Source organism: Streptomyces sp. NPDC000134, from assembly GCF_042899225.1.
GTDB lineage: Bacteria > Actinomycetota > Actinomycetes > Streptomycetales > Streptomycetaceae > Streptomyces.
Window position 1 is genome coordinate 113,741 of record NZ_JBIAZN010000004.1, and the last position, 26,311, is coordinate 140,051.

Annotated in this window: 27 protein-coding genes; 9 read left to right on the forward strand and 18 right to left on the reverse strand. The window is 70.9% G+C overall.

Annotation, left to right across the window (positions count from 1 at the left end):
• Window positions 1-5: 5 nt before the first annotated feature.
• The 10 genes from ACFY32_RS07470 to ACFY32_RS07515 all read right to left on the reverse strand — a co-directional run bounded on the left by ACFY32_RS07470 (window position 6) and on the right by ACFY32_RS07515 (window position 8,053).
• Window positions 6-143: a hypothetical protein gene (locus tag ACFY32_RS07470; RefSeq protein WP_390673657.1), complete on the reverse strand. Its 138-nt coding sequence runs from the start codon at window positions 141-143 to the stop codon at window positions 6-8.
• Window positions 144-311: 168 nt separating this feature from the next.
• A complete protein-coding gene (dapD, locus tag ACFY32_RS07475; protein WP_359200678.1) occupies window positions 312-1,301 on the reverse strand; it encodes a 2,3,4,5-tetrahydropyridine-2,6-dicarboxylate N-succinyltransferase in 990 nt (329 codons plus the stop codon).
• A gap of 223 nt (window positions 1,302-1,524) precedes the next feature.
• A complete protein-coding gene (locus ACFY32_RS07480) occupies window positions 1,525-1,857 on the reverse strand; it encodes a metal-sulfur cluster assembly factor (RefSeq protein WP_359200680.1) in 333 nt (110 codons plus the stop codon).
• Complete coding sequence (gene sufU, locus ACFY32_RS07485; RefSeq protein ID WP_359200682.1) at window positions 1,854-2,321, reverse strand: Fe-S cluster assembly sulfur transfer protein SufU; 468 nt, start codon at window positions 2,319-2,321, stop codon at window positions 1,854-1,856. The genes ACFY32_RS07480 and sufU overlap by 4 nt, the downstream gene beginning before the upstream one ends.
• Before the next feature lie 11 nt (window positions 2,322-2,332).
• A complete protein-coding gene (locus tag ACFY32_RS07490) occupies window positions 2,333-3,589 on the reverse strand; it encodes a cysteine desulfurase (RefSeq protein ID WP_359200684.1) in 1,257 nt (418 codons plus the stop codon).
• On the reverse strand, window positions 3,586-4,350 hold the full coding sequence (gene sufC, locus ACFY32_RS07495; RefSeq protein ID WP_390673658.1) for a Fe-S cluster assembly ATPase SufC: 765 nt from the start codon (window positions 4,348-4,350) through the stop codon (window positions 3,586-3,588). The genes ACFY32_RS07490 and sufC overlap by 4 nt, the downstream gene beginning before the upstream one ends.
• Before the next feature lie 7 nt (window positions 4,351-4,357).
• Window positions 4,358-4,675, reverse strand: a complete 318-nt coding sequence (locus ACFY32_RS07500; protein WP_190208085.1) for a non-heme iron oxygenase ferredoxin subunit — start codon at window positions 4,673-4,675, stop codon at window positions 4,358-4,360.
• Window positions 4,672-5,856 (reverse strand): Fe-S cluster assembly protein SufD, encoded by a 1,185-nt coding sequence (sufD, locus tag ACFY32_RS07505; protein ID WP_390673659.1) that lies wholly within the window; start codon window positions 5,854-5,856, stop codon window positions 4,672-4,674. The genes ACFY32_RS07500 and sufD overlap by 4 nt, the downstream gene beginning before the upstream one ends.
• Before the next feature lie 56 nt (window positions 5,857-5,912).
• Window positions 5,913-7,334, reverse strand: a complete 1,422-nt coding sequence (sufB, locus tag ACFY32_RS07510; RefSeq protein WP_359200691.1) for a Fe-S cluster assembly protein SufB — start codon at window positions 7,332-7,334, stop codon at window positions 5,913-5,915.
• Window positions 7,331-8,053 carry a helix-turn-helix transcriptional regulator gene (locus tag ACFY32_RS07515; RefSeq protein ID WP_390673660.1) on the reverse strand — a complete coding sequence of 241 codons (723 nt, stop codon included), beginning with the start codon at window positions 8,051-8,053 and terminating at the stop codon, window positions 7,331-7,333. Before ACFY32_RS07515 ends, sufB begins: the two co-directional genes overlap by 4 nt.
• A gap of 162 nt (window positions 8,054-8,215) precedes the next feature.
• On the opposite strand from ACFY32_RS07515, the gene ACFY32_RS07520 reads away from it, so the two are divergent.
• The 4 genes from ACFY32_RS07520 to ACFY32_RS07535 are packed head-to-tail and all read left to right on the forward strand — an operon-like array spanning window position 8,216 to window position 11,801.
• The gene (locus ACFY32_RS07520; RefSeq protein WP_359200695.1) at window positions 8,216-9,028 is read left to right on the forward strand and encodes an AAC(3) family N-acetyltransferase; all 813 of its coding nucleotides are present in this window, start codon (window positions 8,216-8,218) and stop codon (window positions 9,026-9,028) included.
• A 31-nt stretch (window positions 9,029-9,059) separates the two neighbouring features.
• Window positions 9,060-9,983, forward strand: coding sequence for an ABC transporter ATP-binding protein (locus ACFY32_RS07525; RefSeq protein WP_390673661.1), 924 nt, complete (start codon window positions 9,060-9,062; stop codon window positions 9,981-9,983).
• Entirely contained in the window at window positions 9,980-10,759 is a 780-nt protein-coding gene (locus ACFY32_RS07530) for an ABC transporter permease (RefSeq protein WP_390673662.1), read from the forward strand. Before ACFY32_RS07525 ends, ACFY32_RS07530 begins: the two co-directional genes overlap by 4 nt.
• 34 nt (window positions 10,760-10,793) lie before the next feature.
• Entirely contained in the window at window positions 10,794-11,801 is a 1,008-nt protein-coding gene (locus ACFY32_RS07535) for a COX15/CtaA family protein (RefSeq protein ID WP_359200701.1), read from the forward strand.
• On the opposite strand, the gene ACFY32_RS07540 is transcribed toward ACFY32_RS07535, so the two are convergent.
• From ACFY32_RS07540 to ACFY32_RS07550, 3 genes are all read right to left on the reverse strand, one after another.
• On the reverse strand, window positions 11,802-12,908 hold the full coding sequence (locus tag ACFY32_RS07540; RefSeq protein WP_359200703.1) for an amidohydrolase family protein: 1,107 nt from the start codon (window positions 12,906-12,908) through the stop codon (window positions 11,802-11,804).
• A gap of 90 nt (window positions 12,909-12,998) precedes the next feature.
• On the reverse strand, window positions 12,999-13,325 hold the full coding sequence (locus tag ACFY32_RS07545) for a hypothetical protein (protein ID WP_390673663.1): 327 nt from the start codon (window positions 13,323-13,325) through the stop codon (window positions 12,999-13,001).
• Between the two features lie 122 nt (window positions 13,326-13,447).
• Window positions 13,448-14,416, reverse strand: coding sequence for a heme o synthase (locus ACFY32_RS07550; protein WP_390673664.1), 969 nt, complete (start codon window positions 14,414-14,416; stop codon window positions 13,448-13,450).
• A 358-nt stretch (window positions 14,417-14,774) separates the two neighbouring features.
• Here ACFY32_RS07550 and tkt point away from each other — a divergent pair, with 358 nt between their 5' ends.
• The 5 genes from tkt to pgl are packed head-to-tail and all read left to right on the forward strand — an operon-like array spanning window position 14,775 to window position 21,378.
• Complete coding sequence (gene tkt, locus ACFY32_RS07555; protein ID WP_359200707.1) at window positions 14,775-16,862, forward strand: transketolase; 2,088 nt, start codon at window positions 14,775-14,777, stop codon at window positions 16,860-16,862.
• A gap of 34 nt (window positions 16,863-16,896) precedes the next feature.
• Window positions 16,897-18,015 carry a transaldolase gene (gene tal, locus ACFY32_RS07560; RefSeq protein ID WP_359200709.1) on the forward strand — a complete coding sequence of 373 codons (1,119 nt, stop codon included), beginning with the start codon at window positions 16,897-16,899 and terminating at the stop codon, window positions 18,013-18,015.
• The gene (gene zwf, locus ACFY32_RS07565; RefSeq protein ID WP_390673772.1) at window positions 18,012-19,544 is read left to right on the forward strand and encodes a glucose-6-phosphate dehydrogenase; all 1,533 of its coding nucleotides are present in this window, start codon (window positions 18,012-18,014) and stop codon (window positions 19,542-19,544) included. The genes tal and zwf overlap by 4 nt, the downstream gene beginning before the upstream one ends.
• Window positions 19,541-20,593: a glucose-6-phosphate dehydrogenase assembly protein OpcA gene (opcA, locus tag ACFY32_RS07570; RefSeq protein WP_359200713.1), complete on the forward strand. Its 1,053-nt coding sequence runs from the start codon at window positions 19,541-19,543 to the stop codon at window positions 20,591-20,593. The genes zwf and opcA overlap by 4 nt, the downstream gene beginning before the upstream one ends.
• Window positions 20,590-21,378, forward strand: coding sequence for a 6-phosphogluconolactonase (gene pgl, locus ACFY32_RS07575; RefSeq protein WP_359200715.1), 789 nt, complete (start codon window positions 20,590-20,592; stop codon window positions 21,376-21,378). The genes opcA and pgl overlap by 4 nt, the downstream gene beginning before the upstream one ends.
• Window positions 21,379-21,457: 79 nt before the next feature.
• Here pgl and pgi read toward each other — a convergent pair whose 3' ends face one another.
• The 5 genes from pgi to ACFY32_RS07600 all read right to left on the reverse strand — a co-directional run bounded on the left by pgi (window position 21,458) and on the right by ACFY32_RS07600 (window position 26,196).
• Window positions 21,458-23,113, reverse strand: coding sequence for a glucose-6-phosphate isomerase (pgi, locus tag ACFY32_RS07580; protein WP_390673665.1), 1,656 nt, complete (start codon window positions 23,111-23,113; stop codon window positions 21,458-21,460).
• Between the two features lie 202 nt (window positions 23,114-23,315).
• Window positions 23,316-23,651, reverse strand: coding sequence for an RNA polymerase-binding protein RbpA (locus ACFY32_RS07585; protein WP_078066843.1), 336 nt, complete (start codon window positions 23,649-23,651; stop codon window positions 23,316-23,318).
• Window positions 23,652-23,857: 206 nt separating this feature from the next.
• Complete coding sequence (gene secG, locus ACFY32_RS07590; protein WP_359204314.1) at window positions 23,858-24,088, reverse strand: preprotein translocase subunit SecG; 231 nt, start codon at window positions 24,086-24,088, stop codon at window positions 23,858-23,860.
• Between the two features lie 113 nt (window positions 24,089-24,201).
• Complete coding sequence (tpiA, locus tag ACFY32_RS07595; RefSeq protein WP_359204310.1) at window positions 24,202-24,978, reverse strand: triose-phosphate isomerase; 777 nt, start codon at window positions 24,976-24,978, stop codon at window positions 24,202-24,204.
• 6 nt (window positions 24,979-24,984) lie between these two features.
• Complete coding sequence (locus ACFY32_RS07600; protein WP_359204307.1) at window positions 24,985-26,196, reverse strand: phosphoglycerate kinase; 1,212 nt, start codon at window positions 26,194-26,196, stop codon at window positions 24,985-24,987.
• Window positions 26,197-26,311 lie beyond the last annotated feature (115 nt).

A 26,311-nucleotide genomic window follows, 5' to 3' on the forward strand; every position in this document is an offset into this window, starting at 1 on the left:
CCTGGTCAGCGGGTGGCGAAGACCGGCTGCCACTCCAGGGTGTCGAAGTCGTCGTCCGGCACCCGGACCGCGGACAGCGGTACCACCTTCTCGTACCCCCGGGCCGGACCCGCCGTCCGGCCCCTGTACTTCCTGTGACGCACGCGGCCGGGTCCCGCTATGCCTCGGTCCCGGCGGTGGCCGTCCCCGGACAGCGGTGTGCGCTCCAGTCCGTCCTCCAATCGGGTCGCCGGCCCGCCGGCCGCCGGCACGACAGCGCCCTCCCCGGCCGGTCTCGGGGGCCGCGGGAGGGCGCTGTCGGTGGCGGCGGGTCAGTTGTGGCTGTGCAGGATCTCGTTCAGGCCGCCCCAGACGGCGTTGTTCGGGCGGGCCTCGACGGTGCCGGTGACCGAGTTGCGGCGGAAGAGGATGTTGGAGGCGCCGGAGAGGTCACGGGCCTTGACGATCTCTCCGTCGGGCATGGTCACGCGGGTGCCGGCGGTGATGTAGAGGCCGGCCTCGACCACGCACTCGTCGCCCAGCGCGATGCCGACGCCCGCCTCGGCGCCGATCAGGCAGCGCTCGCCGACGGAGATGATCACGTTGCCGCCGCCGGAGAGCGTGCCCATGGTGGAGGCGCCGCCGCCGATGTCCGAGCCGTCGCCGATCACGACGCCCGCGGAGATACGGCCCTCGACCATCGAGGTGCCGAGCGTGCCGGCGTTGAAGTTGACGAAGCCCTCGTGCATGACGGTCGTGCCCTCGGCCAGGTGCGCGCCGAGGCGGACCCGGTCGGCGTCGGCGATGCGGACGCCCTTGGGGGCGACGTAGTCGGTCATGCGGGGGAACTTGTCGATCGAGGTCACCTGGAGGTGCAGGCCCTCGGCGCGGGCGTTGAGGCGGACCTTCTCGACGTCGTCCACGGCGACCGGGCCCAGCGAGGTCCAGGCCACGTTGGCGAGGTGGCCGAAGATGCCGTCCAGGCTCTGGCCGTGCGGCTTGACCAGGCGGTGGGAGAGCAGGTGCAGGCGCAGGTAGACGTCGTGCGCGTCGATCGGCTTCTCGTCCAGGGAGGCGATGACCGTGCGGACCGCGACCACCTCGACGCCCCGGCGGGTGTCCGGGCCGACCGCGGCGGTCGCGCCGCCGCCCAGCGACTTCGCGGCCTGCTCGGCGGAGAGCCGCTCGGTGCCGGCCGGGCCGGGCTCGGCGACGAGTTCGGGCGCGGGGAACCAGGTGTCGAGAACGGTGCCGTCGGCGGCGATCGTGGCGAGGCCGGCGGCCACGGCACCGGTGGTACGGGAAGCAGTCGTATCGGTCATGAGGGCAACCTAACCGCCCGGACACACCAGGTGCGAACCGGCCTCCGCCGAGCCGCCGGCGATCGTGCCTCACCGGTGCCTGAACGGCCCGGCAGTCCCCCCGGGGCGATGGCTCCGAGCAGGAGCGGATACCCCCTGCCGGTCACGGTAGGAAGCCGGGTCCGGCCGTACGGAACACGAGGGCCCCCGGCGGATCGCCGGGGGCCGTCGGGGAGGCAGCGGGTCAGACGTTGAACCCGAGCGCGCGGAGCTGCTCGCGGCCGTCGTCCGTGATCTTGTCGGGGCCCCACGGCGGCATCCAGACCCAGTTGATGCGCAACTCGTTGACCAGGCCGTCCGTGGCGGACTTGGCCTGGTCCTCGATGACGTCGGTCAGCGGGCAGGCCGCCGAGGTCAGGGTCATGTCGATGGTCGCGATGTTCGCGTCGTCGACGTGGATGCCGTAGATCAGGCCCAGGTTGACGACGTCGATGCCCAGTTCGGGGTCGACGACGTCCATCAGGGCCTCGCGCAGCTCCTCCTCGGAAGCCGGCTTCATCTCAACGGTCTCGGTCATGCCGTCTTCCTTTCGGCGTCGGCGCCGTCCAGTGCCTGGGCCGTCGCGTCCTTCCACGCCATCCAGCTCAGGAGGGCGCACTTGACCCGGGCGGGGTACTTCGACACCCCGGCGAACGCGACCGCGTCCTCCAGGACGTCCTCCATCGCGTCGTCGGGCTCGATGCGGCCCTTGGACTGCATCAGCTCCAGGAAGGTCTCCTGAATCCGCCGCGCGTCCGCCAGGTCCTTGCCGACCAGCAGGTCGTTCAGCACGGAGGCCGACGCCTGGCTGATGGAACAGCCCTGGCCCTCGTACGAGACGTCCTCGATCGTCGTGCCGTCGTACTTCACCCGGAGGGTGATCTCGTCGCCGCACGTCGGGTTCACGTGGTGTACCTCGGCGTCGCCATCGCGCAGACCACGCCCGTGCGGGTTCTTGTAGTGGTCCAGGATGACGTCCTGGTACATGGAGTCCAGCTTCACGCCTCAGCCCCTCATCCGAAGAAGTTCCGTACGTGCTCCAGGCCGTCGACCAGGGCGTCGACCTCGGCCGGCGTGGAGTACAGATAGAACGACGCTCGCGTGGTCGCGGGAATTCCGTACCTGAGGCAGACCGGCCGGGCGCAGTGGTGGCCGACCCGGACCGCGATGCCCTGCTCGTCGAGGACCTGGCCCACGTCGTGCGGGTGGATGTCGCCGAGCGTGAAGGAGATCGCCGCGCCCCGCTCCTCGGCCGTGGTCGGGCCGATGATCCGCAGGTCGGGGACCTCCAGGAGCTTGCGCACCGCGTACTCGGTGAGGGCGTGCTCATGGGCGTGGACCTTGTCCATGCCGATCGAGTTCAGGTAGTCGATCGCCGCGCCCAGCCCGACCGCCTGGGCGACCGGGGGGGTGCCCGCCTCGAACTTGTGCGGGGCCGGGGCGTACGTCGACGAGTGCATCGACACGGTCTCGATCATCTCGCCGCCGCCGAGGAACGGCGGGAGGTCCTCCAGCAGTTCCTGGCGGCCCCACAGCACGCCGATGCCGGTCGGGCCGCACATCTTGTGGCCGGTGAAGGCCACGAAGTCGGCCTGGAGGGCCTGCACGTCCAGCGGCATGTGCGGCGCGGCCTGGGAGGCGTCGACGCAGACCAGGGCGCCGACCTCCTGGGCGCGGCGCACGATCGCCTCGACCGGGTTCTGGGTGCCCAGGATGTTGGAGACCAGCACGAAGGAGACGATCTTCGTCTTCTCGGTGATGATCTCCTCGATGCGGGACAGGTCCAGGCGGCCGTCGTCGGTGAGGCCGAACCACTTCAGCTTCGCGCCCGTGCGCTGCGCCAGCAACTGCCACGGCACGATGTTGGAGTGGTGCTCCATCTCCGTGATGACGATCTCGGTCTCGTGGTCCACGCGGTAGGGCTCGTCGGCCCAGCCCAGCATGTTGGCCACCAGGTTGAGGGACTCCGAGGCGTTCTTGGTGAAGATCACCTCGTCGCGGGAGGGCGCGTTGATGAACTCCGCGACCTTGTCCCGCGCGCCCTCGTACAGCGCCGTGGCCTCCTCGGCGAGGACGTGCACGCCACGGTGGACGTTGGCGTTGTACCTCTCGTAGTACTCGCTGAGCGCGTCGAGCACCTGGCGCGGCTTCTGCGAGGTCGCCGCGTTGTCCAGGTAGACGAGCTTCCTGCCGTCGTGGACCTGGCGGTCCAGGATGGGGAAGTCCTTGCGGATCGCTTCGGTGTCGAGGAGGCCCGGCACATGTGTCACGCGGATACGCCGCCCTTCGTGTAAGCCTCGTAGCCCTCGTTCTCCAGCTTGTCGGCCAGCTCCGCGCCGCCGGACTCGACGATGCGGCCGGCCGAGAACACGTGCACGAAGTCGGGCTTGATGTAGCGCAGGATGCGGGTGTAGTGGGTGATCAGCAGGGTGCCGACCTCGCCGGTCTCGCGGACCCGGTTCACGCCCTCGGAGACGACGCGCAGGGCGTCGACGTCCAGGCCGGAGTCGGTCTCGTCGAGGATGGCGACCTTCGGCCTGAGCAGTTCGAGCTGGAGGATCTCGTGGCGCTTCTTCTCACCGCCGGAGAAGCCCTCGTTGACGTTGCGCTCGGCGAAGGCGGGGTCCATGTGGAGGCGCTCCATGGCCTCGCGGACCTCCTTGACCCAGGTGCGCAGCTTGGGGGCCTCACCGCGGACGGCGGTGGCGGAGGTGCGCAGGAAGTTGGAGACCGACACGCCGGGGACCTCGACCGGGTACTGCATGGCGAGGAAGAGGCCGGCGCGGGCGCGCTCGTCGACGGACATCTCCAGGACGTCCTCGCCGTCGAGGGTGACGGTGCCGCCGGTGATCGTGTACTTGGGGTGACCCGCGAGCGAGTAGGCGAGGGTCGACTTGCCCGAGCCGTTGGGGCCCATGATGGCGTGCGTCTCGCCCTGCTTCACGGTCAGGTCGACGCCCTTGAGGATCTCCTTCGTGGCGTTGTCGGCCTCGACGGTGACGTGCAGGTCTCGGATTTCAAGCGTTGCCATGGGTGCCTCAGGACTCCTGGGTGAGGGAGACGAGCACGTCGTCCCCTTCGATCTTTACGGGGTAAACGGGGACGGGGCGCGTCGCCGGAAGGCTGTCGGGCTTGCCGGTGCGCAGGTCGAAGCGCGAGCCGTGCAGCCAGCACTCGATGTGGCAGTCGTCGACCTCGCCCTCGGCGAGGGAGACGTTGGCGTGCGAGCAGATGTCGTGGATCGCGAACACCTCACCCTCGGTGCGCACGAGGGAGACCGGCGTGCCGTCGAGTTCCACCCGCTTGGGGGTGTCCTCCTCCAGCTCGCCCGCTCCGCAGACGCGTACGAAGGTCATGCGACCGACGCCTCCAGCTCCTGCTCGATCTTGGCGAGCAGGCGCTCCTCGATGTCCGGGACACCGATCTGCTGGACCAGTTCGGCGAAGAAGCCGCGGACCACCAGGCGGCGGGCCTCCAGCTCCGGGATGCCGCGGGCCATCAGGTAGAAGAGCTGCTCGTCGTCGAAGCGGCCGGTGGCGGAGGCGTGGCCGGCGCCGACGATCTCGCCGGTCTCGATCTCCAGGTTGGGGACCGAGTCGACGCGGGCGCCGTCGGTGAGCACGAGGTTGCGGTTCATCTCGTAGGTGTCGGTGCCCTCGGCCCTGGCCTCGATGAGGACGTCGCCGATCCACACCGCGTGCGCCGCGTCGCCCTGGAGCGCGCCCTTGTAGACGACGTTGGACTTGCAGTGCGGCACGTTGTGGTCGACCAGGAGGCGGTGCTCCTGGTGCTGGCCCCGGTCGGTGAAGTACAGGCCGAACAGCTCGGCCTCGCCGCCGGGACCGGCGTACGCCACGCGCGGGTGCAGGCGGACGAGGTCGCCGCCGAAGGTGACGACGACCGACTTGAAGGAGGCGTCGCGGCCGATCAGCGTGTTGTGCTGGCCGACGTGGACGGCCTTGTCGTCCCAGTCCTGGACGGAGACGACGGTCAGCTTGGCGCCGTCCCCGAGGACGTACTCGACGTTGGCGGCGAGCACCGCGTCGCCGGTGTGGTCGATGACCACGACGGCCTCGGCGAACGCGCCCAGCTCGATGACCTGGTGGCCGTAGGCGGTGCCGCCCTCGCCGTGCACCGCGATGCGGATCGGCTCGGTGAGGACGGTCTCCTCGGGCACGGTCACGACCGAGGCCCGCTCGAAGGCGGTGTACGCCTGGGCGGCGACGCGGTCCACCGGGGCGCCCGCCCGGCCGAGCCGCGCGTCGTCGCGGCCGACGGTCTCGACGGTGACGCCCTCGGGGGCCTGGATGTCGACCTTCACGCCGGTTCCGGTGACGGTGGCGGTGCCGTCGTGCAGACCGCGCAGCCGCTCCAGCGGGGTGAACCGCCACTCCTCCTCGCGGCCGTGCGGGACCGGGAAGTCCGCCACGTCGAAGGACGGGGGCGCGCTCATGCGCGTGGCGACGGTCGACTCGGCGGCCACCGCGACCGAGCCGGCGGTGGTGGAGCCCACCGGGAGATTCTGAGCCTCAGCCATGGCTGTCGTAGTGCTCGCTTTCCGTTGCGTAAGGGGCTTGCGTGGCGGCGCCGGGGTCAGCCGACCGCGCCTTCCATCTGCAGCTCGATCAGCCGGTTGAGTTCGAGGGCGTACTCCATCGGCAGTTCCTTGGCGATCGGCTCGACGAAGCCGCGCACGATCATCGCCATCGCTTCGAACTCGCTGAGGCCGCGGCTCATCAGGTAGAAGAGCTGGTCCTCGGAGACCTTGGAGACGGTCGCCTCGTGGCCCATGGACACGTCGTCCTCGCGGACGTCCACGTAGGGGTAGGTGTCCGACCGGGAGATGGTGTCGACCAGCAAGGCGTCGCACAGCACGTTGGACTTGGAGCCGTGGGCGCCCTCGCCGATCTCCACCAGACCACGGTAGGAGGTGCGGCCGCCCCCACGCGCCACGGACTTCGACACGATGTTGGACGACGTGTTCGGCGCCATGTGGACCATCTTGGAGCCGGCGTCCTGGTGCTGGCCCTCGCCCGCGAAGGCGATGGACAGGGTCTCGCCCTTGGCGTGCTCGCCCATCAGGTAGACGGCGGGGTACTTCATCGTCACCTTGGAGCCGATGTTGCCGTCGATCCACTCCATGGTCGCGCCCTCGTACGCCACGGCGCGCTTGGTGACCAGGTTGTAGACGTTGTTCGACCAGTTCTGGATGGTCGTGTAGCGGCAGCGGGCGTTCTTCTTGACGATGATCTCGACCACGGCGGAGTGCAGGGAGTCCGACTTGTAGATCGGCGCCGTGCAGCCCTCGACGTAGTGCACGTAGGCGCCCTCGTCGACGATGATCAGGGTCCGCTCGAACTGGCCCATGTTCTCGGTGTTGATCCGGAAGTAGGCCTGGAGCGGGATCTCGACGTGCACGCCCGGCGGGACGTAGATGAAGGAGCCGCCGGACCACACGGCGGTGTTCAGCGCGGCGAACTTGTTGTCACCGGCCGGGATGACCGTGCCGAAGTACTCCTTGAACAGCTCCGGGTGCTCCTTGAGCGCCGTGTCGGTGTCCAGGAAGATGACGCCCTGCTCCTCCAGGTCCTCGCGGATCTGGTGGTAGACGACCTCGGACTCGTACTGGGCGGCGACACCGGCGACGAGGCGCTGCTTCTCCGCCTCGGGGATGCCGAGCTTGTCGTACGTGTTCTTGATGTCCTCGGGCAGGTCCTCCCAGGACTCCGCCTGCTTCTCCGTGGAGCGCACGAAGTACTTGATGTTGTCGAAGTCGATGCCGGAGAGGTCCGAGCCCCAGTTCGGCATGGGCTTCTTCTCGAACAGCTTCAGGCCCTTGAGGCGGAGCTTGGTCATCCACTCCGGCTCGGACTTCTTGCCGGAGATGTCCCGGACCACGTCCTCGTCGACACCACGCCTGGCGGAGGCGCCGGCCGTGTCGGAGTCGGCCCAGCCGTATTCGTACTTGCCCAGGCCGTCGAGCTCGGGGTGGGCAGTCTCCGTGGGGAGCGTCATGCGGGGTTCCTCCCGGCCGTGCTTGCGGATGCGATATCGGTGGTCTTGGAAGTCTTGGGGATGAACGTCGTGCAGACGCCGTCGCCGTGCGCGATGGTCGCCAGCCGCTGTACGTGTGTACCGAGCAGCTCGGCGAAGAATGCCGTCTCGGCCTCGCAGAGCTGCGGGAACCGCTCGGCGGCGTGGGCGACCGGGCAGTGGTGCTGGCAGAGCTGCTCGCCGACCGGTGCGCTGCGCGCGGTTGCAGCGTACCCGTCCGCGCTCAGCGCCTTGGCCAGGGCTTCCGCCCGGCGTTCGGGGGGCGCGGCCTCGACGGCCTCGCGGTACGCGCCGGCCTGGGCGGCGATCCGGGCGCGGGCGAAGGCGGCGACCGCCTGCTCCCCGCCCTCGCGCTCGGCGATCCAGCGCAGCGCGTCCACGGCGAGCTTGTCGTAGGACTGGTCGAAGGCGTCCCGGCCGCAGTCGGTCAGGGCGAACACCTTCGCGGGCCGCCCGCGCGTGCGCGTGCCGTACACCCGGCGCTCGCGGGCCTCCACGACGTTGTCCGCGGTGAGGGCGTCGAGGTGGCGGCGGACGGCGGCCTGGGTGAGGCCGAGGCGCTCGGCCAGCTCGGCGACGGTCGACGGCCCGTGGTCCAGGATGGACCGCGCGACGCGGTTGCGCGTGGAGCGCTCACCGGTCGCGAGTTCCTCGTGGGGTGCCTCGCCGACGTTTTTCACAACGCCATTGTTGCGTAATTCTCCGAGCCCCGGCAAGCCGCGCCCAAACGCCCTTTCGGTGCCGTGCGTCACTTAGGTAAACCTAATCTGACCTGCGGCGACGATCATTGATCGATCAAAAACGGTGGTGTCCGCGCCCGCTCCCGGGGGACACTCCGGAGCATGTCCGCACCCCCTCCCACCGGCCCACTTGTGACCCGCGGCACGCTCGCGGCAGAGCTGCGCGCGCTGGGCGTCGCCTCGGGCGAGACCCTGCTCGTCCACTCCTCGCTGAGCGCCCTCGGCTGGGTCTGCGGCGGTGCCGTGGCGGTGGTCCAGGCACTCCTGGACGCCCTCGGCCCGGACGGCACCCTCGTCGTCCCCACCCAGACCGCCGACCTCTCCGACCCGGCCCTGTGGCACAACCCGCCGGTCCCAGAGGAGTGGTGGCCCGTCATCCGCCGCGCCATGCCGCCGTACGACCCGAGGACCACGCCCGCCCGGGGGGTCGGCGTCGTCCCGGAGACCGTACGGACCTGGCCGGGCGCCCTGCGCAGCGCGCACCCCCAGACCTCGTTCGCGGCGGTCGGCCCGGGTGCCGCCGAGGTCGTCGCCGGGCACGCCACGGACTGCCGGCTCGGCGAGCGCAGCCCCCTGGCCACGCTGGAGCGCCTCGGCGCCCGGGTGCTGCTGCTGGGCGCCGGCTACGGCTCGTGCACCAGTTTCCACCTGGCCGAGTACCGCGTCCCCGCCCCGCTCGTCGAGGTCGGCCGCCCGGGACCGTACGGCTGGGAACGGGTCACCGAGGTGTCGATCACCTCGGACCGGTTCGACGAACTGGGCCACGACTTCGAACGCGACCGGCCGGTGGTCCGCGGCCGGGTCGGCGCGGCCGAGGCACGGCTGTTCCCGGTGGCGGACGCGGTGGCGTACGCCGAGCGGTGGCTGGCGCTGCACCGGCCCCGCGCGGAGGACATCGCGCACCCCCGCGCCTGAGCCGCCGCGCGCCTACCTAGACTCGTGTCCCATGCGAAGCGAGCCCGTGGTCCAGGTCCAGGCCCTGGTGAAGCGGTACGGCACGAAGACCGCGGTGGACGGCCTCGACCTGGTGGCCCGGCCGGGTGTGACCGCCGTCCTCGGCCCCAACGGGGCGGGCAAGACGACCACCGTGGAGACCTGCGAGGGCTACCGCCGGCCGGACTCCGGCACGGTGCGCGTCCTGGGCCTCGACCCGCTGCGCCAGGCCGGTGAGCTGCGGCCCCGCGTCGGCGTGATGCTCCAGTCCGGCGGCGTCTACCCGGGCGCCCGCGCGGACGAGATGCTGCGCCACGTCGCGAAGCTGCACGCGCACCCGCTGGACGTGCCCGCCCTGATCGAACGGCTCGGCCTCGGCTCCTGCGGCCGGACCGCCTACCGCCGCCTCTCCGGCGGCCAGCAGCAGCGCCTCGCGCTGGCGATGGCCGTGGTCGGGCGTCCGGAGCTGGTCTTCCTGGACGAGCCGACCGCGGGCCTGGACCCGCAGGCCCGCCGCGCCACCTGGGAGCTGATCCGGGACCTGCGCGCCGACGGCGTCTCGGTGATCCTGACCACGCACCACATGGACGAGGCCGAGCAGCTCGCCGACGACGTGGCCATCATCGACGCGGGCCGGGTCATCGCCCAGGGCTCGCCCGAGGAGCTGTGCCGCGGCGGCGCCGAGAACACCCTGCGCTTCACCGGCCGCCCCGGCCTGGACGCGGCAAGCCTGCTGAAGGCGCTCCCGGCGGACTCCGCGGCGGTCGAGCTGACGCCGGGCTCGTACCGGGTCACCGGCAAGATCGATCCGCAACTGCTCGCGACGGTGACGTCGTGGTGCGCCCAGCACGGGGTGATGCCGGACCGCATCTCGGTGGAACGGCACACCCTGGAGGACGTCTTCTTGGAGCTGACCGGCAAGGAGCTGCGCTCATGACCGCCACCACCGGTACGGGCCGGTACGCGCCGAGGCCCGGCGCCGCGCCCCTGACCCGCATGATCGCCGCCCAGGCCGCCCTGGAGACGAAGATGCTGCTGCGCAACGGCGAGCAGTTGCTGCTGACGGTGGTCATCCCGACGCTGCTGCTGGTGCTGTTCAGCTCGGTGGACATCGTCGACACCGGCGTCGGCGAGGCCGTCGACTTCCTCGCCCCCGGCGTCCTGGCGCTCGCCGTGATGTCCACGGCGTTCACCGGCCAGGCCATCGCCACCGGCTTCGAACGCCGCTACGGGGTGCTGAAGCGGCTGGCGTCCTCACCGCTGCCCCGGTGGGGCCTGATGACCGCCAAGACCCTCTCCGTGCTGGTCACCGAGGTGCTCCAGGTGGCGCTGCTGACGGTGATCGCGTTCGCGCTGGGCTGGTCGCCGCACGGCAACCCCTTCGCCGTACTCCTGCTGCTGGTCCTCGGCACGGCCGCCTTCTCCGGCCTCGGCCTGCTGATGGCCGGCACGCTGAAGGCCGAGGCGACGCTGGCCGCCGCCAACCTGGTCTTCCTGCTGCTGCTGGTCGGCGGCGGGGTGATCGTGCCGCTGGACAGGTTCCCGGACGCGGCCCAGGACGTCCTCGGCCTGCTGCCCATCTCCGCGCTGTCGGACGGACTGCGGGACGTGCTCCAGCACGGCGCCGCGCTGCCCTGGGGCGACCTGGGCGTCCTCGCCGTCTGGGCCGCCGCGGCCCTCGCCGCGGCCGGCCGCTTCTTCCGCTGGGAGTGACCCTCGTGAACGCGTGCACAAGCGTCCCCCTACGATGGAACGCGTGCCAAACGTGACCCGCGACGACCTCGCAACCGCCGTGCGCAACCCGCTCGCCTTCATCGCCGCGCGCTGGACCCCGGACCCCCGGACCGTCCGGCGGTCGGCGCTGGCCGCCCTCGTCATGGCGGTGATCATCGTCGGCACCGGCGGCGCCGTCCGCCTGACCGGGTCGGGCCTCGGCTGCCCGACCTGGCCCAAGTGCACCGACGACTCGCTGACCACCACCAGCGAGATGGGCCTGCACGGCGTCATCGAGTTCGGCAACCGCCTGCTCACCTACGTGCTGTGCGCGGCGGTCGGCTGGGCGATCGTCGCCGCCCGCTCCGAGAAGCCGTACCGGCGCTCCCTGACCAGGCTGGGCTGGGCGCAGTTCTGGGTCGTGATGGGCAACGCGGTCCTCGGCGGGATCGTCGTCCTGGTCGGCCTGAACCCGTACACCGTCGCCGCCCACTTCCTGCTGTCGACCGCGCTGATCGCGATCGCCACCGTGATGTGGCAGCGCACCCGGGAGGGCGACACGGCACCGCGCCCCCTGGTCGGTGCCTCGGTCCAGCAGTTGGTGTGGGTCCTGGTCGCCGTCTGCGTGGCGCTGATCGCGGTGGGCACGGTGGTCACCGGCGCGGGCCCGCACGCGGGCGACTCCAGCGAGGTCGCGCGGATGCCGCTGGACTGGGAGACGGTGACCAAGCTGCACGCGGTGCTGGCGTGGATCGTGGTGACGCTGACCTTCGCCCTGTGGTTCGTCCTCAAGGCCGTCGACGCCCCCGAGGGCCCGCTGGCCCGCACCCGGGACCTGTTCCTGATCCTGCTCGCCCAGGGGCTCATCGGATACGTCCAGTACTTCACCGACCTGCCCGAGGTCCTGGTGGGCCTGCACATGGTCGGCTCGTGCCTGGTGTGGATCGGCGTGCTGCGGGTGCTGCTGTCGCTGCGCGAGCGCCCCGCCGAGGCCACCGGCGTGCCCGGCCCCGCGGTGGAGGCCGCGTTCAGCCGCGCCTGATCACTCCAGCCCGTACACCCGTACCGCGTTCGCCGAGGCGATCATCCCGGCGACCCGCTGGGCGTCCGTCAGGGACCACGCGCCGTCGGCCACCCAGGTGCCGAGCACCCGGTCCAGCGCCTCGCGGAACAGGCGGGCGCCCACCACGTGCAGCTCGGGCAGGCCCTGGGCGCCGGTGGAGAACAGGATCTTGCCGAACGGGGCCAGCTCCAGGATCTCGGCGAGGACGGTGGCGGCCCGTGCGCCGGTGCGCACCAGCGCGGCCCCGGAGTCGGCGTACACGTGCGGGAAGACACCGGCGAGATGCGCGGCCTGCCGGTGGTACGGGTAGCCGTGCAGCAGGACGAGGTCGGTGCCGAGCCCGGCGGTGGCCCGGACGAAGTCGGTCAGCAGCACCGGATCGGTGCGGTCGATGCGCAGGCCGGGCTCGCCGAGCCCGGCGTGCAACTGCAGCGGCCGGCCGGAGGCGACCGCGATCCACAGCAGATGGCGCAGCAGCACCGGGTCGCTCAGCTCCCCGCCGACCGCGCGCCCCGCCAGCCAGCGGCCGGCCGCGCCGCGCACCTCGCCCGGACCCGGCGGCTGCGGAGCCAGCGCCAGGCCGTGCCGGACGCCCGCGACGGAGGTGAAGGCCACGGCGTGCGCGGCGGCGCCGTGCACCGCCTCGGCGAGGTTGGCGAGGAAGGAATCGACGGTGCCGGAGGTGTCGGCGACCTGCTCGGCCAGCAGTTCGAGCCGCACGATCTCGTGGACGTCGGCCGCCGCGGCCGAGGCCAGCTCGGCGGCCCCGGTGAGGTCGCCGGGCAGCCCGGTGTCGACCAGGTACGTCGTGATGCCGCTGCCCCGCAGCAGCCTGCGGTCGGCCTCCAGGACGCCCAGCTCGCGGCGCCGGGCGAGATAGCGGGCGGGCGGGCAGTGCGGCTCCAGGCCGAGCAGCGGCGGGCACCAGCGGCGTACCGCGAACCCGGTCTGCGTGTCGAACAGGGTGGTGCCCGGCGCGGGCGGCCCCTCCGTCCGGGCCAACTGGGCCTCGAAGGTGCCGAGGCCCAGCTCGGTCCTGAGGACGCCGTGGCAGTACTGGTCCACCAGGGACGGCGTGTCGATCATCCGGGCTCCCCGCGTAGACGCCGTGCTGCTCACAGGTCCTAACGGGTGAACCGGGCGTCAGGTGTTGCTCACCCGCACCCCGTGCGCGTCTCAGTCCTTGCGGCGCGGGCCGCCCACCTGGATGCCGGCCATGCGCGACCACTCGTACGGCCCCGTGCGCACCTTGCCGGCGAACTCGCCGTCGAAGGACTCGTGGACCGTGATCCCGGCCTTCGCCACGGCCTGCTCGGCGATCTCGTACGAGGGGGCGACCACGTCCCCCCAGTCGCCGTCCCCGCCGACGAGCACGATCCGCGCCCCGCGCTGCCCGAGGTAGGCCACCTGCCCCTCGGCCCCGCCGTGCGCCTTGGAGAAGGCCCCGATCCGCCGCACCACCCGGCCGACGGCCCGCTCGTCACCCTGCTGAGTCTCTGCCATAAGACGATGCTACCGACGAGTAAAGAACGCCCACAAGAGCCCCCTCCGGGGCGCGGGGCGCTGTCCATGTGCGGCTCCGCCGCGCGGGCGCGGTCGACCACGGCGCATCCGCGGCGAACGGCTCACCGCAGGAACGGGTCCACCGCCACCGCGAGGAACAGCACCGACACATAGGTGATCGACCAGTGGAACAGCCGCATCTCCTTGAGCTTCACCCCGGTCACCTCGGCCTTCGCCCGGTTCTGCAGCCCGTGCGCCTCCCACAGCCACATCCCGCCGGCCACCGCGGCGACGACCAGGTAGAACCACCCGGTGTAGCCCAGCGGAGTGAGCAGCAGCGAGACGACGACCATCACCCAGCTATAGATGACGATCTGCCGGGCGACGACCTTGTTGGAGGCGATGACGGGCAGCATCGGCACGCCCACGCGTGCGTAGTCGTCCTTCACCTTCATGGACAGCGGCCAGTAGTGCGGCGGCGTCCAGAAGAACATCACCAGGAAGAGGATGACCGGCGCCCAGGACATCGAGTCGGTCACCGAGGACCAGCCGATCAGCACCGGCAGGCAGCCCGCGATACCGCCCCAGACGATGTTCTGCGAGGTGCGGCGCTTGAGGATCATCGTGTAGACGACCACGTAGAAGAGGAGCGCGCCGAGCGAGAGCCAGGCCGAGAGCCAGTTGACGGCGAGGCCGAACAGCAGCGTGGAGACCACCGCGAGGGTGATGCCGAAGACCAGGCACTCGCGCGGGCTGACCATCCCGGTGACCAGCGGACGCTGCGAGGTGCGGTCCATCAGCGCGTCGATGTCGCGGTCGATGTACATGTTGAGCGCGTTGGCGCCGCCCGCGGAGAGGTAACCGCCGACGCAGGTGAGCAGCACCAGGCGCAGGTCCGGCACGCCCTGCTCGGCGAGGAACATCACCGGAACGGTGGTGATCAGCAGCAGCTCGATGATCCGCGGCTTGGTCAGCGCCACGAACGCCTTGACACGGGCCCCGAACGGCCGGTGACTCGGGCCCTGGCTCGTCCCGATAACCCCCGCAGGACGGGATTCAACGGCCGTCACGCACACCCCTGACAGAGACATCCCAGCAAGCCCCCCGCGTGAAGTGCGGGTAAAGGGCTCGCGCGTACCACGCCACTTTAGACGTTGCCCATACCCCGGCCTTCGCGGGGGTGGGGTCGTGTTGGCGGGCGCGCTCGGACGTGCGTACGGGAAGTCGTTCGAGCGGTCAGATGAGCGCCCGCGTATTCACTTGCCGAATGCCGTTCCGCCCGGCCGGGAGGCGGATACCCGATGGTCCCGGCAGTCTGGTTTCCGAAGGAAAAAACGCACGTACTTACGGGGGTAGGCTCGTCAGCGGCCGGCCGATGCCGAACGCCGGCAGCCGGTGGGCGCTCACGTGCACCGGCATCCGACATGTGGAGAGGAGCCCTGACTCAGGGTGAGCACCAAGCCGACCACCACAGACCTCGAGTGGACCGAGCTGGACCAGCGGGCCGTAGACACCGCACGCGTCCTGGCCGCCGACGCCGTACAGAAGGTCGGCAACGGCCATCCCGGTACGGCGATGAGCCTGGCCCCCGCCGCCTACACCCTCTTCCAGAAGGTGATGCGGCACGACCCGGCCGACCCGAACTGGGTCGGACGCGACCGCTTCGTGCTGTCCGCCGGCCACTCGTCCCTGACCCTCTACACCCAGCTCTACCTGGCCGGTTTCGGCCTGGAGCTGGACGACCTGAAGTCCTTCAGGACCTGGGGTTCGAAGACCCCGGGCCACCCGGAGTACGGCCACACCACCGGCGTGGAGACCACCACCGGCCCGCTGGGCCAGGGCGTGGCCAACGCGGTGGGCATGGCGATGGCCGCCCGCTACGAGCGCGGTCTGTTCGACCCGGAGGCTCCCCAGGGCGAGTCGCCGTTCGACCACTACATCTACTGCATCGCCGGTGACGGCTGCCTCCAGGAGGGCATCTCCGCCGAGGCGTCCTCCCTCGCGGGCCACCAGAGGCTCGGCAACCTGATCCTGCTGTGGGACGACAACCACATCTCGATCGAGGGCGACACGGAGACGGCCGTCTCCGAGGACACCGTCAAGCGCTACGAGGCGTACGGCTGGCACGTCCAGCGGGTCGCGCCGAAGCCGGACGGCGACCTGGACCCGAACGCGATCTACGACGCGATCGAGGCGGCGAAGCAGGTCACCGACCGCCCGTCCTTCATCGCGATGCGCTCGATCATCGCCTGGCCCGCCCCGAACGCGCAGAACACCGAGGCCGCGCACGGCTCGGCGCTCGGCGACGACGAGGTGGCCGCCACCAAGCGGGTCCTCGGCTTCGACCCGGAGAAGTCCTTCGAGGTCGCCGACGAGGTCCTCGCGCACACCCGCAAGGCGCTGGAGCGGGGCCAGGCGGCCCGCGCGGTGTGGGACAAGTCCTTCCAGCAGTGGCGGGACAACAACCCCGAGCGCGCCGCCGAGTACGAGCGGATCGCCAAGGGCGAGCTGCCCACCAACTGGGCGGAGAAGATCCCGGTCTTCGAGACCGGCAAGGGCGTCGCCACCCGTGCCGCCTCCGGCAAGGTGCTCCAGGCGCTCGGCGCGGTCGTTCCGGAGCTGTGGGGCGGCTCCGCCGACCTGGCCGGCTCGAACAACACGACGATCGACAAGACCTCGTCGTTCCTGCCCGCGGGCAACCCGCTGCCCGAGGCCGACCCGTACGGCCGCACGATCCACTTCGGCATCCGCGAGCACTCCATGGCCGCGGAGATGAACGGCATCGCGCTGCACGGCAACACCCGCATCTACGGCGGCACCTTCCTGGTGTTCTCCGACTACATGCGCAACGCCGTCCGGCTGTCGGCGCTGATGCACCTGCCGGTGACGTACGTGTGGACGCACGACTCCATCGGCCTGGGCGAGGACGGCCCGACCCACCAGCCGGTCGAACACCTCGCGTCGCTGCGCGCCATCCCGGGCCTGAACGTGGTGCGCCCGGCCGACGCCAACGAGACCGCGATCGCCTGGCGCGAGATCCTCGGCCGCTGGACCAAGGAGTTCGGCAAGGGCCAGCCGCACGGCCTCGCCCTCACCCGGCAGGGCGTGCCGACGTACGAGCCCAACGAGGACGCGGCCAAGGGCGGCTACGTCCTGTTCGAGGCCGAGGGCGGCGCGCCCGAGGTCATCCTGATCGCCACCGGCTCCGAGGTGCACGTCGCCGTCGAGGCGCGCGAGCGGCTCCAGGCCGACGGGGTGCCGACCCGCGTGGTCTCCATGCCGTGCGTCGAGTGGTTCGAGCAGCAGGACCAGGGGTACCGGGACAGCGTCCTGCCCGCGGACGTCAGGGCCCGCGTCGCGGTCGAGGCCGGGATCGGACTGACCTGGCACCGCTACGTCGGGGATGCCGGCCGCATCGTTTCCCTGGAGCACTTCGGCGCTTCCGCGGACGGCAAGCTGCTCTTCCAGGAGTTCGGTTTCACTGCCGAGAACGTGGCCGACAAGGCGCGGGAATCGATCGCCGCCGCTCAGCGCTGACGCTCATATACGACACGTAGGAGATGCAATTTCCATGACAGACGCACTCAAGCGCCTCTCCGATGAAGGCGTGGCGATCTGGCTGGACGACCTGTCGCGCAAGCGGATCACGTCCGGCAACCTCGCCGAGCTGATCGACCAGCAGCACGTCGTGGGCGTCACCACCAACCCGTCGATCTTCCAGAAGGCGATCTCGGAGGGCGACGGCTACGACCTGCAGCTCTCCGACCTCGCCGCCCGCCGGGTGACCGTCGAAGAGGCCATCCGCATGATCACCACGGCGGACGTCCGCGACGCCGCCGACATCCTGCGCCCCGTCTTCGACGCCACCGGCGGCCAGGACGGCCGGGTCTCCATCGAGGTCGACCCGCGCCTGGCGCACAACACCAAGGCGACCGTCGCCGAGGCCAAGCAGCTCGCCTGGCTGGTGGACCGCCCCAACGCCCTGATCAAGATCCCGGCCACCGAGGCGGGCATCCCGGCGATCGCCGAGACCATCGGCCTGGGCATCAGCGTCAACGTCACGCTGATCTTCTCCCTGGAGCGCTACCGCAAGGTCATGGACGCGTTCCTGACCGGCCTGGAGAAGGCCAAGGAGCGCGGCCTGGACCTGTCGCAGATCCACTCGGTGGCGTCCTTCTTCGTGTCCCGCGTGGACACCGAGATCGACAAGCGGATCGACGCGCTCGGCACCGACGAGGCCAAGGCGCTGCGCGGCAAGGCCGCCATCGCCAACGCCCGCCTCGCCTACCAGGCGTACGAGGAGATCTTCTCCTCCGACCGCTGGGCGGCCCTGGAGAAGGCCGGCGCCGTCAAGCAGCGTCCGCTGTGGGCGTCGACCGGCGTGAAGGACAAGGCGTACAGCGACACCATGTACGTCACCGAGCTGGTCGCCCCGAACACCGTGAACACCATGCCGGAGGCCACCCTGGTGGCCACCGAGGACCACGGCGAGATCAAGGGCGACACCGTGTCCGGCACCTACGAGCAGGCCCGTGCCGACCTCGACGCGGTCGAGGCGCTCGGCATCTCGTACGACGAGGTCGTCCAGTTGCTGGAGGACGAGGGCGTCGAGAAGTTCGAGTCGGCCTGGACCGACCTGCTGAAGTCGACCGAGGCGGAGCTCCAGCGCCTCGCCCCCTCGGAGGGCTGACCACCTTGTCAAGCGGCAATCCGCTGCGTGACCCCGCAGACCGGCGGCTCCCGCGTATCGCGGGGCCGTCGGGCCTGGTCATTTTCGGCGTCACCGGCGACCTCTCACGCAAGAAGCTCATGCCCGCCGTGTACGACCTCGCCAACCGGGGTCTGCTGCCGCCGGGCTTCTCGCTCGTCGGCTTCGCCCGCCGCGACTGGGAGCACGAGGACTTCGCCCAGGTCGTGCACGACGCCGTCAAGGAACACTCCCGTACGCCCTTCCGCGAGGAGGTCTGGCAGCAGCTCATCCAGGGGATGCGCTTCGTCCAGGGCACCTTCGACGACGACGAGGCGTTCGAGCGGCTGCGCGCCACCATCGGGGAACTGGACAAGGCCCAGGGCACGGGCGGCAACTTCGCCTTCTACCTGTCGGTGCCGCCCAAGTCCTTCCCCGTGGTCATCCAGCAGCTCAAGAAGCACGGGCTGGCCGACCAGAAGGGCGGCTCCTGGCGCCGCGCGGTCATCGAGAAGCCCTTCGGCCACGACCTGAGGTCGGCCGAGGAACTCAACTCCATCGTCCACGAGGTCTTCGCCCCCGACCAGGTCTTCCGCATCGACCACTACCTGGGCAAGGAGACCGTCCAGAACATCCTGGCGCTGCGCTTCGCCAACACGATGTTCGAGCCGGTCTGGAACCGGTCCTACGTCGACCACGTGCAGATCACCATGGCCGAGGACATCGGCATCGGCGGCCGGGCCGGCTACTACGACGGCATCGGCGCCGCCCGCGACGTCATCCAGAACCACCTGCTCCAACTGCTGGCGCTGACCGCGATGGAGGAGCCCGCCTCCTTCGACGCCGACGCGCTGGCCGCGGAGAAGACCAAGGTGCTCGGCGCGGTCAAGCTGCCCGGCGACCTGGGCCGCGACACCGTGCGCGCCCAGTACGCGGCGGGCTGGCAGGGCGGCGAGAAGGTCATCGGCTACCTCGAAGAGGACGGCATCGACGGCAAGTCGAAGACCGACACCTACGCGGCGATCAAGGTCGGCATCGACAACCGCCGCTGGGCCGGGGTCCCGTTCTACCTGCGCACCGGCAAGCGGCTGGGCCGCCGGGTCACCGAGATCGCGGTGGTCTTCCAGCGCGCCCCGCACTCCCCCTTCGACCAGACGGCGACCGAGGAACTCGGGTCGAACGCGATCGTGATCCGCGTCCAGCCCGACGAGGGGGTCACCGTCCGCTTCGGTTCCAAGGTGCCCGGCACCTCCATGGAGATCCGGGACGTGTCGATGGACTTCGCGTACGGGGAGTCCTTCACCGAGTCCAGCCCGGAGGCGTACGAGCGCCTCATCCTCGACGTCCTGCTGGGCGACGCCAACCTCTTCCCGCGCACGGAGGAGGTGGAGCTGTCCTGGAAGATCCTCGACCCGATCGAGGAGTACTGGGACACCCACGGCACCCCGGCCCAGTACCCGGCCGGAACCTGGGGACCCGTCGAGGCGGACCAGATGCTGCAGCGAGACGGACGGAGCTGGCGCCGGCCATGAAGACGGACCTGACCGACACCACGGCCAGCAAGATCAACAAGGCGCTGGTGCAGGGCCGCCGGGCCATCGGCACCCCGGCCGTCGGCATGGTGCTCACGCTGGTCGTCGTCACCGACGAGGAGAACGCCTACGACGCGCTGAAGGCCGCGAACGACGCCTCGCACGAGCACCCCTCGCGCACCCTCGTGGTCATCAAGCGGGTCTCCCGATCCCCCCGGGACCGCACCAAGTCCCGGCTGGACGCCGAGGTCCGCCTCGGCGCGGAGGCCGGCACCGGCGAGACCGTCATCCTGCGGCTGCACGGCGAGGTGTCCGAGCACGCCCAGTCGGTGGTCCTGCCGCTGCTGCTGCCCGACGCCCCGGTCGTCGTGTGGTGGCCGGTGGACGCCCCGCTGGACCCGGCCAACGACCCCCTGGGCGCCCTCGCCCAGCGCCGGGTCACCGACACCTACGCCTCGGAGGAGCCGGTACGGGCCCTGACCGCCCGCGCCGCGGCCTACACCCCCGGCGACACCGACCTGTCCTGGACCCGGATCACGCCGTGGCGTTCGATGCTCGCGGCCGCCCTGGACCAGGTCGACTGCGAGGTGCGGTCGGTGGAGGTGGAGGGCGAGGAGTTCAACCCGAGCTGCGAGCTGCTGGCCATGTGGCTGGCGGACAAGCTCGGCGTGCCGGTCGAGCGCGCGCACTCCGCCGGGCCGGGACTGACCGCGGTCCGGATGGAGACGGACTGCGGGCCGATCGTCCTGGACCGGGCGGACGGCACGCTGGCCACGCTGAGCATCGAGGGCCAGCCCGACCGTGCGGTGGCGCTCAAGCGCCGGGACACGGCCGAGCTGATCGCCGAGGAGCTGCGCCGCCTCGACCCGGACGACACCTACGCCGCCGCACTGCGGTACGGGGTGGAGCGGCTGGCCTCGCCGGCCGGGGGCGACCCGGCCGGGGACCGGCCCGTCGCCGAGCCCGCTCCGGTCGAGAAGGCCGCGAAGGCACCCGCGAAGCGGGCGGCGCAGAAGAAGGCACCGGCGAAGAAGGCGGCGTCGAAGTGAGCGCGCACACCCCGCAGTTGGTCGTGCACCGCGACAAGGAACTGATGGCCGAGGCCGCCGCGGCCCGGCTCATCACCAAGGTCGTGGACGCGCAGACCTCCCGGGGCTACGCGTCCGTGGTGCTGACCGGCGGCCGCAACGGCAACGGGCTGCTGGCCGCGCTGGCCTCCTCGCCCGCCCGGGACGCCGTCGACTGGGGCCGCCTCGACCTGTGGTGGGGCGACGAGCGGTTCCTGCCCGAGGGCGACCCGGACCGCAATGTCACGCAGGCCCGCGAGGCCCTGCTGGACTCGGTGCCGCTGGACCCGGAGCGGGTGCACGCGATGCCGGCCTCCGACGGCCCGTACGGCTCCGACGCCGACGCCGCCGCCGCGGCGTACGCGGAGGAGCTGGCGCGGTCCGCCGGGCCGGAGAACCACGCCGCCGTGCCCTCCTTCGACGTCCTGCTGCTCGGCGTCGGCCCGGACACGCATGTCGCCTCGCTCTTCCCGGAGCTGCCCGCGGTCCGGGAGACCGAGCGCACGGTGGTCGGCGTGCACGGCTCGCCCAAGCCGCCGCCGACCCGGGTGACGCTCACCCTTCCGGCGATCCGGGCCGCCCGCGAGGTGTGGCTGCTCGCGGCCGGTGAGGACAAGGCGCAGGCCGCGGCGATCGCCCTGTCCGGGGCGGGCGAGATCCAGGCTCCGGCGGCGGGCGCGGTGGGCCGTGCCCGCACGCTGTGGCTGCTGGACTCGGCGGCGGCCTCCCGGTTGCCGCGCTCGCTGTACCCGCCGGCCTCGGCGTGAACACGGGCCGGACGGCCCGGCCACGGACCCCCGCCGCCTCGACGGGCGTGCGGGGGTCCGCCGTCGCCGGCCGGCCTTCTCACCGCCGGCCGCGCAGCTCCCGGTAGGCGCCGACCAGGGCCTCGGTGGAGGCGTCCAGGCCGGGTACCTCGGCGCCCTCGGTGAGGGCGGGTTCGACGCGCTTGGCGAGGACCTTGCCGAGTTCGACGCCCCACTGGTCGAAGGAGTCGATGTTCCAGATCGCGCCCTGCACGAACACCTTGTGCTCGTAGAGCGCGATCAACTGGCCGAGGACCGACGGGGTCAGCTCGGTGGCCAGGATCGTGGTGGTGGGGTGGCCGCCCTTGAACGTCTTGTGCGGCACCAGTTCCTCGGGCACGCCCTCGGCGCGGACCTCGTCGGGGGTCTTGCCGAAGGCCAGGGCCTGGGTCTGGGCGAAGAAGTTGGCCATCAGCAGGTCGTGCTGGGCCTTCAGCTCCCCGCTCAGCTCGGCGACGGGCCGGGCGAAGCCGATGAAGTCCGCCGGGATCAGCTTGGTGCCCTGGTGGATCAACTGGTAGTAGGCGTGCTGCCCGTTGGTGCCCGGCGTGCCCCACACCACCGGCCCGGTCTCCCACTCGACCTCGCGCCCGTCCCGCGCGACGTACTTGCCGTTGGACTCCATGTCGAGCTGCTGGAGGTAGGCGGTGAACTTCGACAGGTAGTGCGAGTACGGCAGTACCGCGTGCGACTGGGCGCCCAGGAAGTTGCCGTACCAGACGCCGAGCAGGCCGAGCAGCAGCGGGGCGTTGGACTCGGCGGGCGCGGTGCGGAAGTGCTCGTCGACGAGGCGGAAGCCGTCGAGCATCTCCCGGAACCGGTCCGGGCCGATGGCGATCATCAGGGAGAGGCCGATCGCCGAGTCGTAGGAGTACCGGCCGCCGACCCAGTCCCAGAACTCGAACATGTTCTCGACGTCGATGCCGAACGCGGCGACCTTCTCCGCGTTGGTCGACAGGGCGACGAAGTGCTCGGCGACCGCCTTCTCGTCCCCGTCGAGGCCGGCCAGCAGCCAGGACCGGGCCGAGGTCGCGTTGGTGATGGTCTCGATGGTGGTGAACGTCTTCGACGCGATGACGAACAGTGTCTCGGCCGGGTCCAGGTCGCGGACCGCCTCGTGCAGGTCGGCGCCGTCCACGTTGGAGACGAAGCGGACGGTGAGGTCCCGGTCGGTGAAGGCGCGCAGCGCCTCGTAGGCCATCGCGGGGCCGAGGTCGGAGCCGCCGATGCCGATGTTGACGACGGTGCGGATGCGCTTGCCGGTGTGGCCCTTCCACTCGCCCGAGCGGACCCGGTCGGCGAACCCGGCCATCTTGCCGAGCACGGCGTGCACCTTCGGCACCACGTTCTCGCCGTCGACCTCGACCACCGCGTCGGCCGGGGCGCGCAGCGCGGTGTGCAGCACCGCCCGGTCCTCGGTGACATTGATCCGCTCACCGCGGAACATGGCGTCCCTGAGGCCGAACACATCGGTGGCGGCGGCCAGCTCGCGCAGCAGCCGCAGGGTCTCGTCGGTGACGAGGTGCTTGGAGTAGTCGACGTACAGATCGCCCACCCGGAGGGTGTATCCGGTGCCGCGTCCGGGGTCGGTCCCGAACAGCTCGCGCAGGCGCACCTCGCCCAGTTCCTCGCGGTGCTCGGCGAGTGCGGTCCATTCGGGCGTCCGGTTGAGCCTGGTACGGCCGTCTGCGTTCATTTCTGACTTCCGCCTTCTTTCCTGCCGGTCCCCGCTGCCGGTCCCAACCTAATTGATCAGGGCACGGCGCGGCCTGTCGTCGGCCCGGCATCCGGACCAACAACGGGTACGTCCGGCGTGCTCCCCGGTACCGGCGCGGCGCCGGGCAGGGTGAAGACGGGTCCGGCCGGGCACCTCGTGAGTGCCCGGCCGGTCTCAACTCCTAGATCTCGCCCCGCAGTTTGGCGAGCGCCTCGGCGAGGATCGCCTCGCCGTCCGCGTCGCTGCGGCGCTCACGCACATACGCCAGGTGGGTCTTGTAGGGCTCGGTGCGCGGTGGGTCCGGCGGGTTGTCCCGGTCCTGCCCGGCCGGGAAGCCGCAGCGCGGACAGTCCCACGTGTCGGGCACCTGCGCGTCGCTGGCGAAGCTCGGCTGCGTCTCATGCCCGTTGGAACACCAGAAGGAGACGCGCAGGCGCGGGGCGGACTCGCCGCGCTCGGCCTCGCCCATCGGCCCCGCCCCGACCCGGCTACCTCGGATCGCGTTGCCACTTGCCACGGTCGTAACTCCCTGCGTGATGGTGCCGCGAAGCGAGTCGACGTTTCGCTTCGCTGCGAGCGCCTCAGTCTACGTAAGGCCCAACGCGCGTCCAGTGATGGGAGTTACCCGCCCCCCGTCCAGACGCAAGCCCCATGATAGGCCGCGCCGGGGGGCGCGTACCCGAACATGGGGCCTTACGTGCGGAAGTGCGGATCGACCAGGCCCTAGTTGTTGGCCTTCATCAGCAGGCCGAGCACGATGATGCACACGAACCAGAGCAGACCGACCACGACGGTGATCCGGTCGAGGTTGCGCTCGGCGACCGAGGAGCCGCCGACGGACGACTGCATACCGCCACCGAACATGTCGGAGAGGCCGCCGCCCTTTCCCTTGTGCATCAGCACCAGCAGCATCAGCAGCAGGCTGAAGACGATCAGGGCGATCGAGAACCCCATAACCACGGCTGGACCAACTTCCTCGGATTCTGACGGACGACGGGGTCCAGCACGAACTGCTGGACCCCGCCAGGGTACGACGTATCGCCGTCACCGCATACTCACTGCTGGGACTACTGGTCCCGGAAGCGGACGATCTTGACGAACTCGTCGGCGTCCAGCGAGGCGCCGCCGACCAGGGCGCCGTCGATGTCGGCCTGCCCCATGATCTCGGCGACGTTGCCCGACTTGACCGAGCCGCCGTACTGGATGCGGACCTCGTCGGCCACTTCCTGCGAGTACAGCTCGGCGAGCTTGCCGCGGATCGCCGCGCAGACCTCCTGCGCGTCCTCGGCGCCGCAGACCTTGCCGGTGCCGATGGCCCACACCGGCTCGTAGGCGATGACGACGGTACGGGCCTGCTCGGCCGGGAGGTCCCGCAGACCGCCCTCGACCTGGGCGAGGGTGTGGGTGACGTGGTTGCCCGCCTCGCGGACGTCCAGTTCCTCGCCGACGCACAGGATCGGGGTCAGGCCGTGCTTGTAGGCGGCCTTGACCTTGGCGTTGATCAGTTCGTCGGTCTCGGCGTGGTACTGCCGGCGCTCGGAGTGGCCGACCGCGACGTAGGTGCACTTCAGCTTGGCCAGCATCGGGCCGGAGATCTCGCCGGTGTAGGCACCGCCGTCGTGGGCCGAGATGTCCTGGGCGCCGTACTTGATCCGCAGCTTGTCCCCGTCGACCAGGGTCTGCACCGAGCGCAGGTCGGTGAAGGGCGGCAGTACGGCGACCTCGACGGCCTCGTAGTCCTTGTCGGCCAGGGCGAAGGCGAGCTTCTGGACGTGGGCGATGGCCTCCAGGTGGTTGAGGTTCATCTTCCAGTTGCCCGCCATCAGCGGCGTACGGGTGGTCATCGAGGTTCAGTCCTCCAGTGCGGCGAGACCGGGGAGCGTCTTGCCCTCGAGGTATTCGAGGGAGGCGCCGCCGCCGGTCGAGATGTGGCCGAATGCGTTCTCGTCGAAGCCCAGGGTGCGGACGGCGGCGGCGGAGTCGCCGCCGCCGACCACGGTGAAGCCCGGGGCGTCGATGAGGGCCTGGGCGACCGCTTTGGTGCCCTCGGCGTAGTCGGGGTGTTCGAAGACGCCCATGGGGCCGTTCCAGAAGACGGTGGCCGCGTCGGCGAGCTTCGAGGCGTACAGCTTGCGGGTCTCCGGGCCGATGTCCAGGCCCTCCTGGTCGGCGGGGATGGCGTCCGCGGCGACGGTGGCGGGGTGGGTCGGGGCCTTGGCCTTCAGGTCCGGGAACTCGGTGGACACCAGCACGTCGACGGGGAGCACCAGCTCCACGCCGTTCTTCTCCGCGCGCTCGATGTACTCCTTGACGGCCGGGACCTGGTCCTCCTGGAGCAGGGAGATGCCGACCTCGTAGCCCTTGGCCTTGAGGAAGGTGTAGGCCATGCCGCCGCCGATGAGCAGCTTGTCGGCCTTGCCGAGCAACTGGTCGATGACGGCGAGCTTGTCGGAGACCTTGGCGCCGCCGAGCGCGACCACGTAGGGGCGCTGGACGTCGTCGGTGAGCTTCTTCAGGACGCCGACCTCGGTGGCGATGAGGTAGCCGGCGTAGTGCGGGAGCTTCTTCGGCAGGTCGAAGACCGAGGCGTGCTTGCGGTGCACGGCGCCGAAGCCGTCGCCGACGTAGACGTCGGCGAGGCCGGCCAGCTTGTCGGCGAAGGCGGCGCGCTCGGCGTCGTCCTTGGACGTCTCCCCGGCGTTGAAGCGCAGGTTCTCGACGACCGCGACCCGGCCGTCGGCGAGGCCGCCGACGGCCGCCTCGGCGGAGGGGCCGACGGTGTCCTCGGCGAAGGCGACGTCGGCGCCGAGCAGCTCACCGAGGCGGGCGGCGGCGGGCGCGAGGGAGAAGGCGGGGTCCGGGGCGCCCTTGGGGCGGCCCAGGTGCGAGGCGACGATCACCCGCGCGCCCGCGTCGGCCAGGGCCTTGACGGTGGGCAGCACGGCGCGGATGCGGCCGTCGTCGGTGATGGTGGTGCCGTCCAGCGGGACGTTGAGGTCGGCGCGGACGAAGACGCGCTTGCCCGCGACGCCTTCGGAGAGCAGTTCGTCGATCGTCTTCATGCAGCAACTCCTGGGACTCTGGAACGCTCGTGATCCTACGAGGGCTGGTCGTGCCGGACGCGAGTCAGGGCTCGGACGGCACACGCGTGGTGCTGTCCGAGCCCTGCTGCCGCGA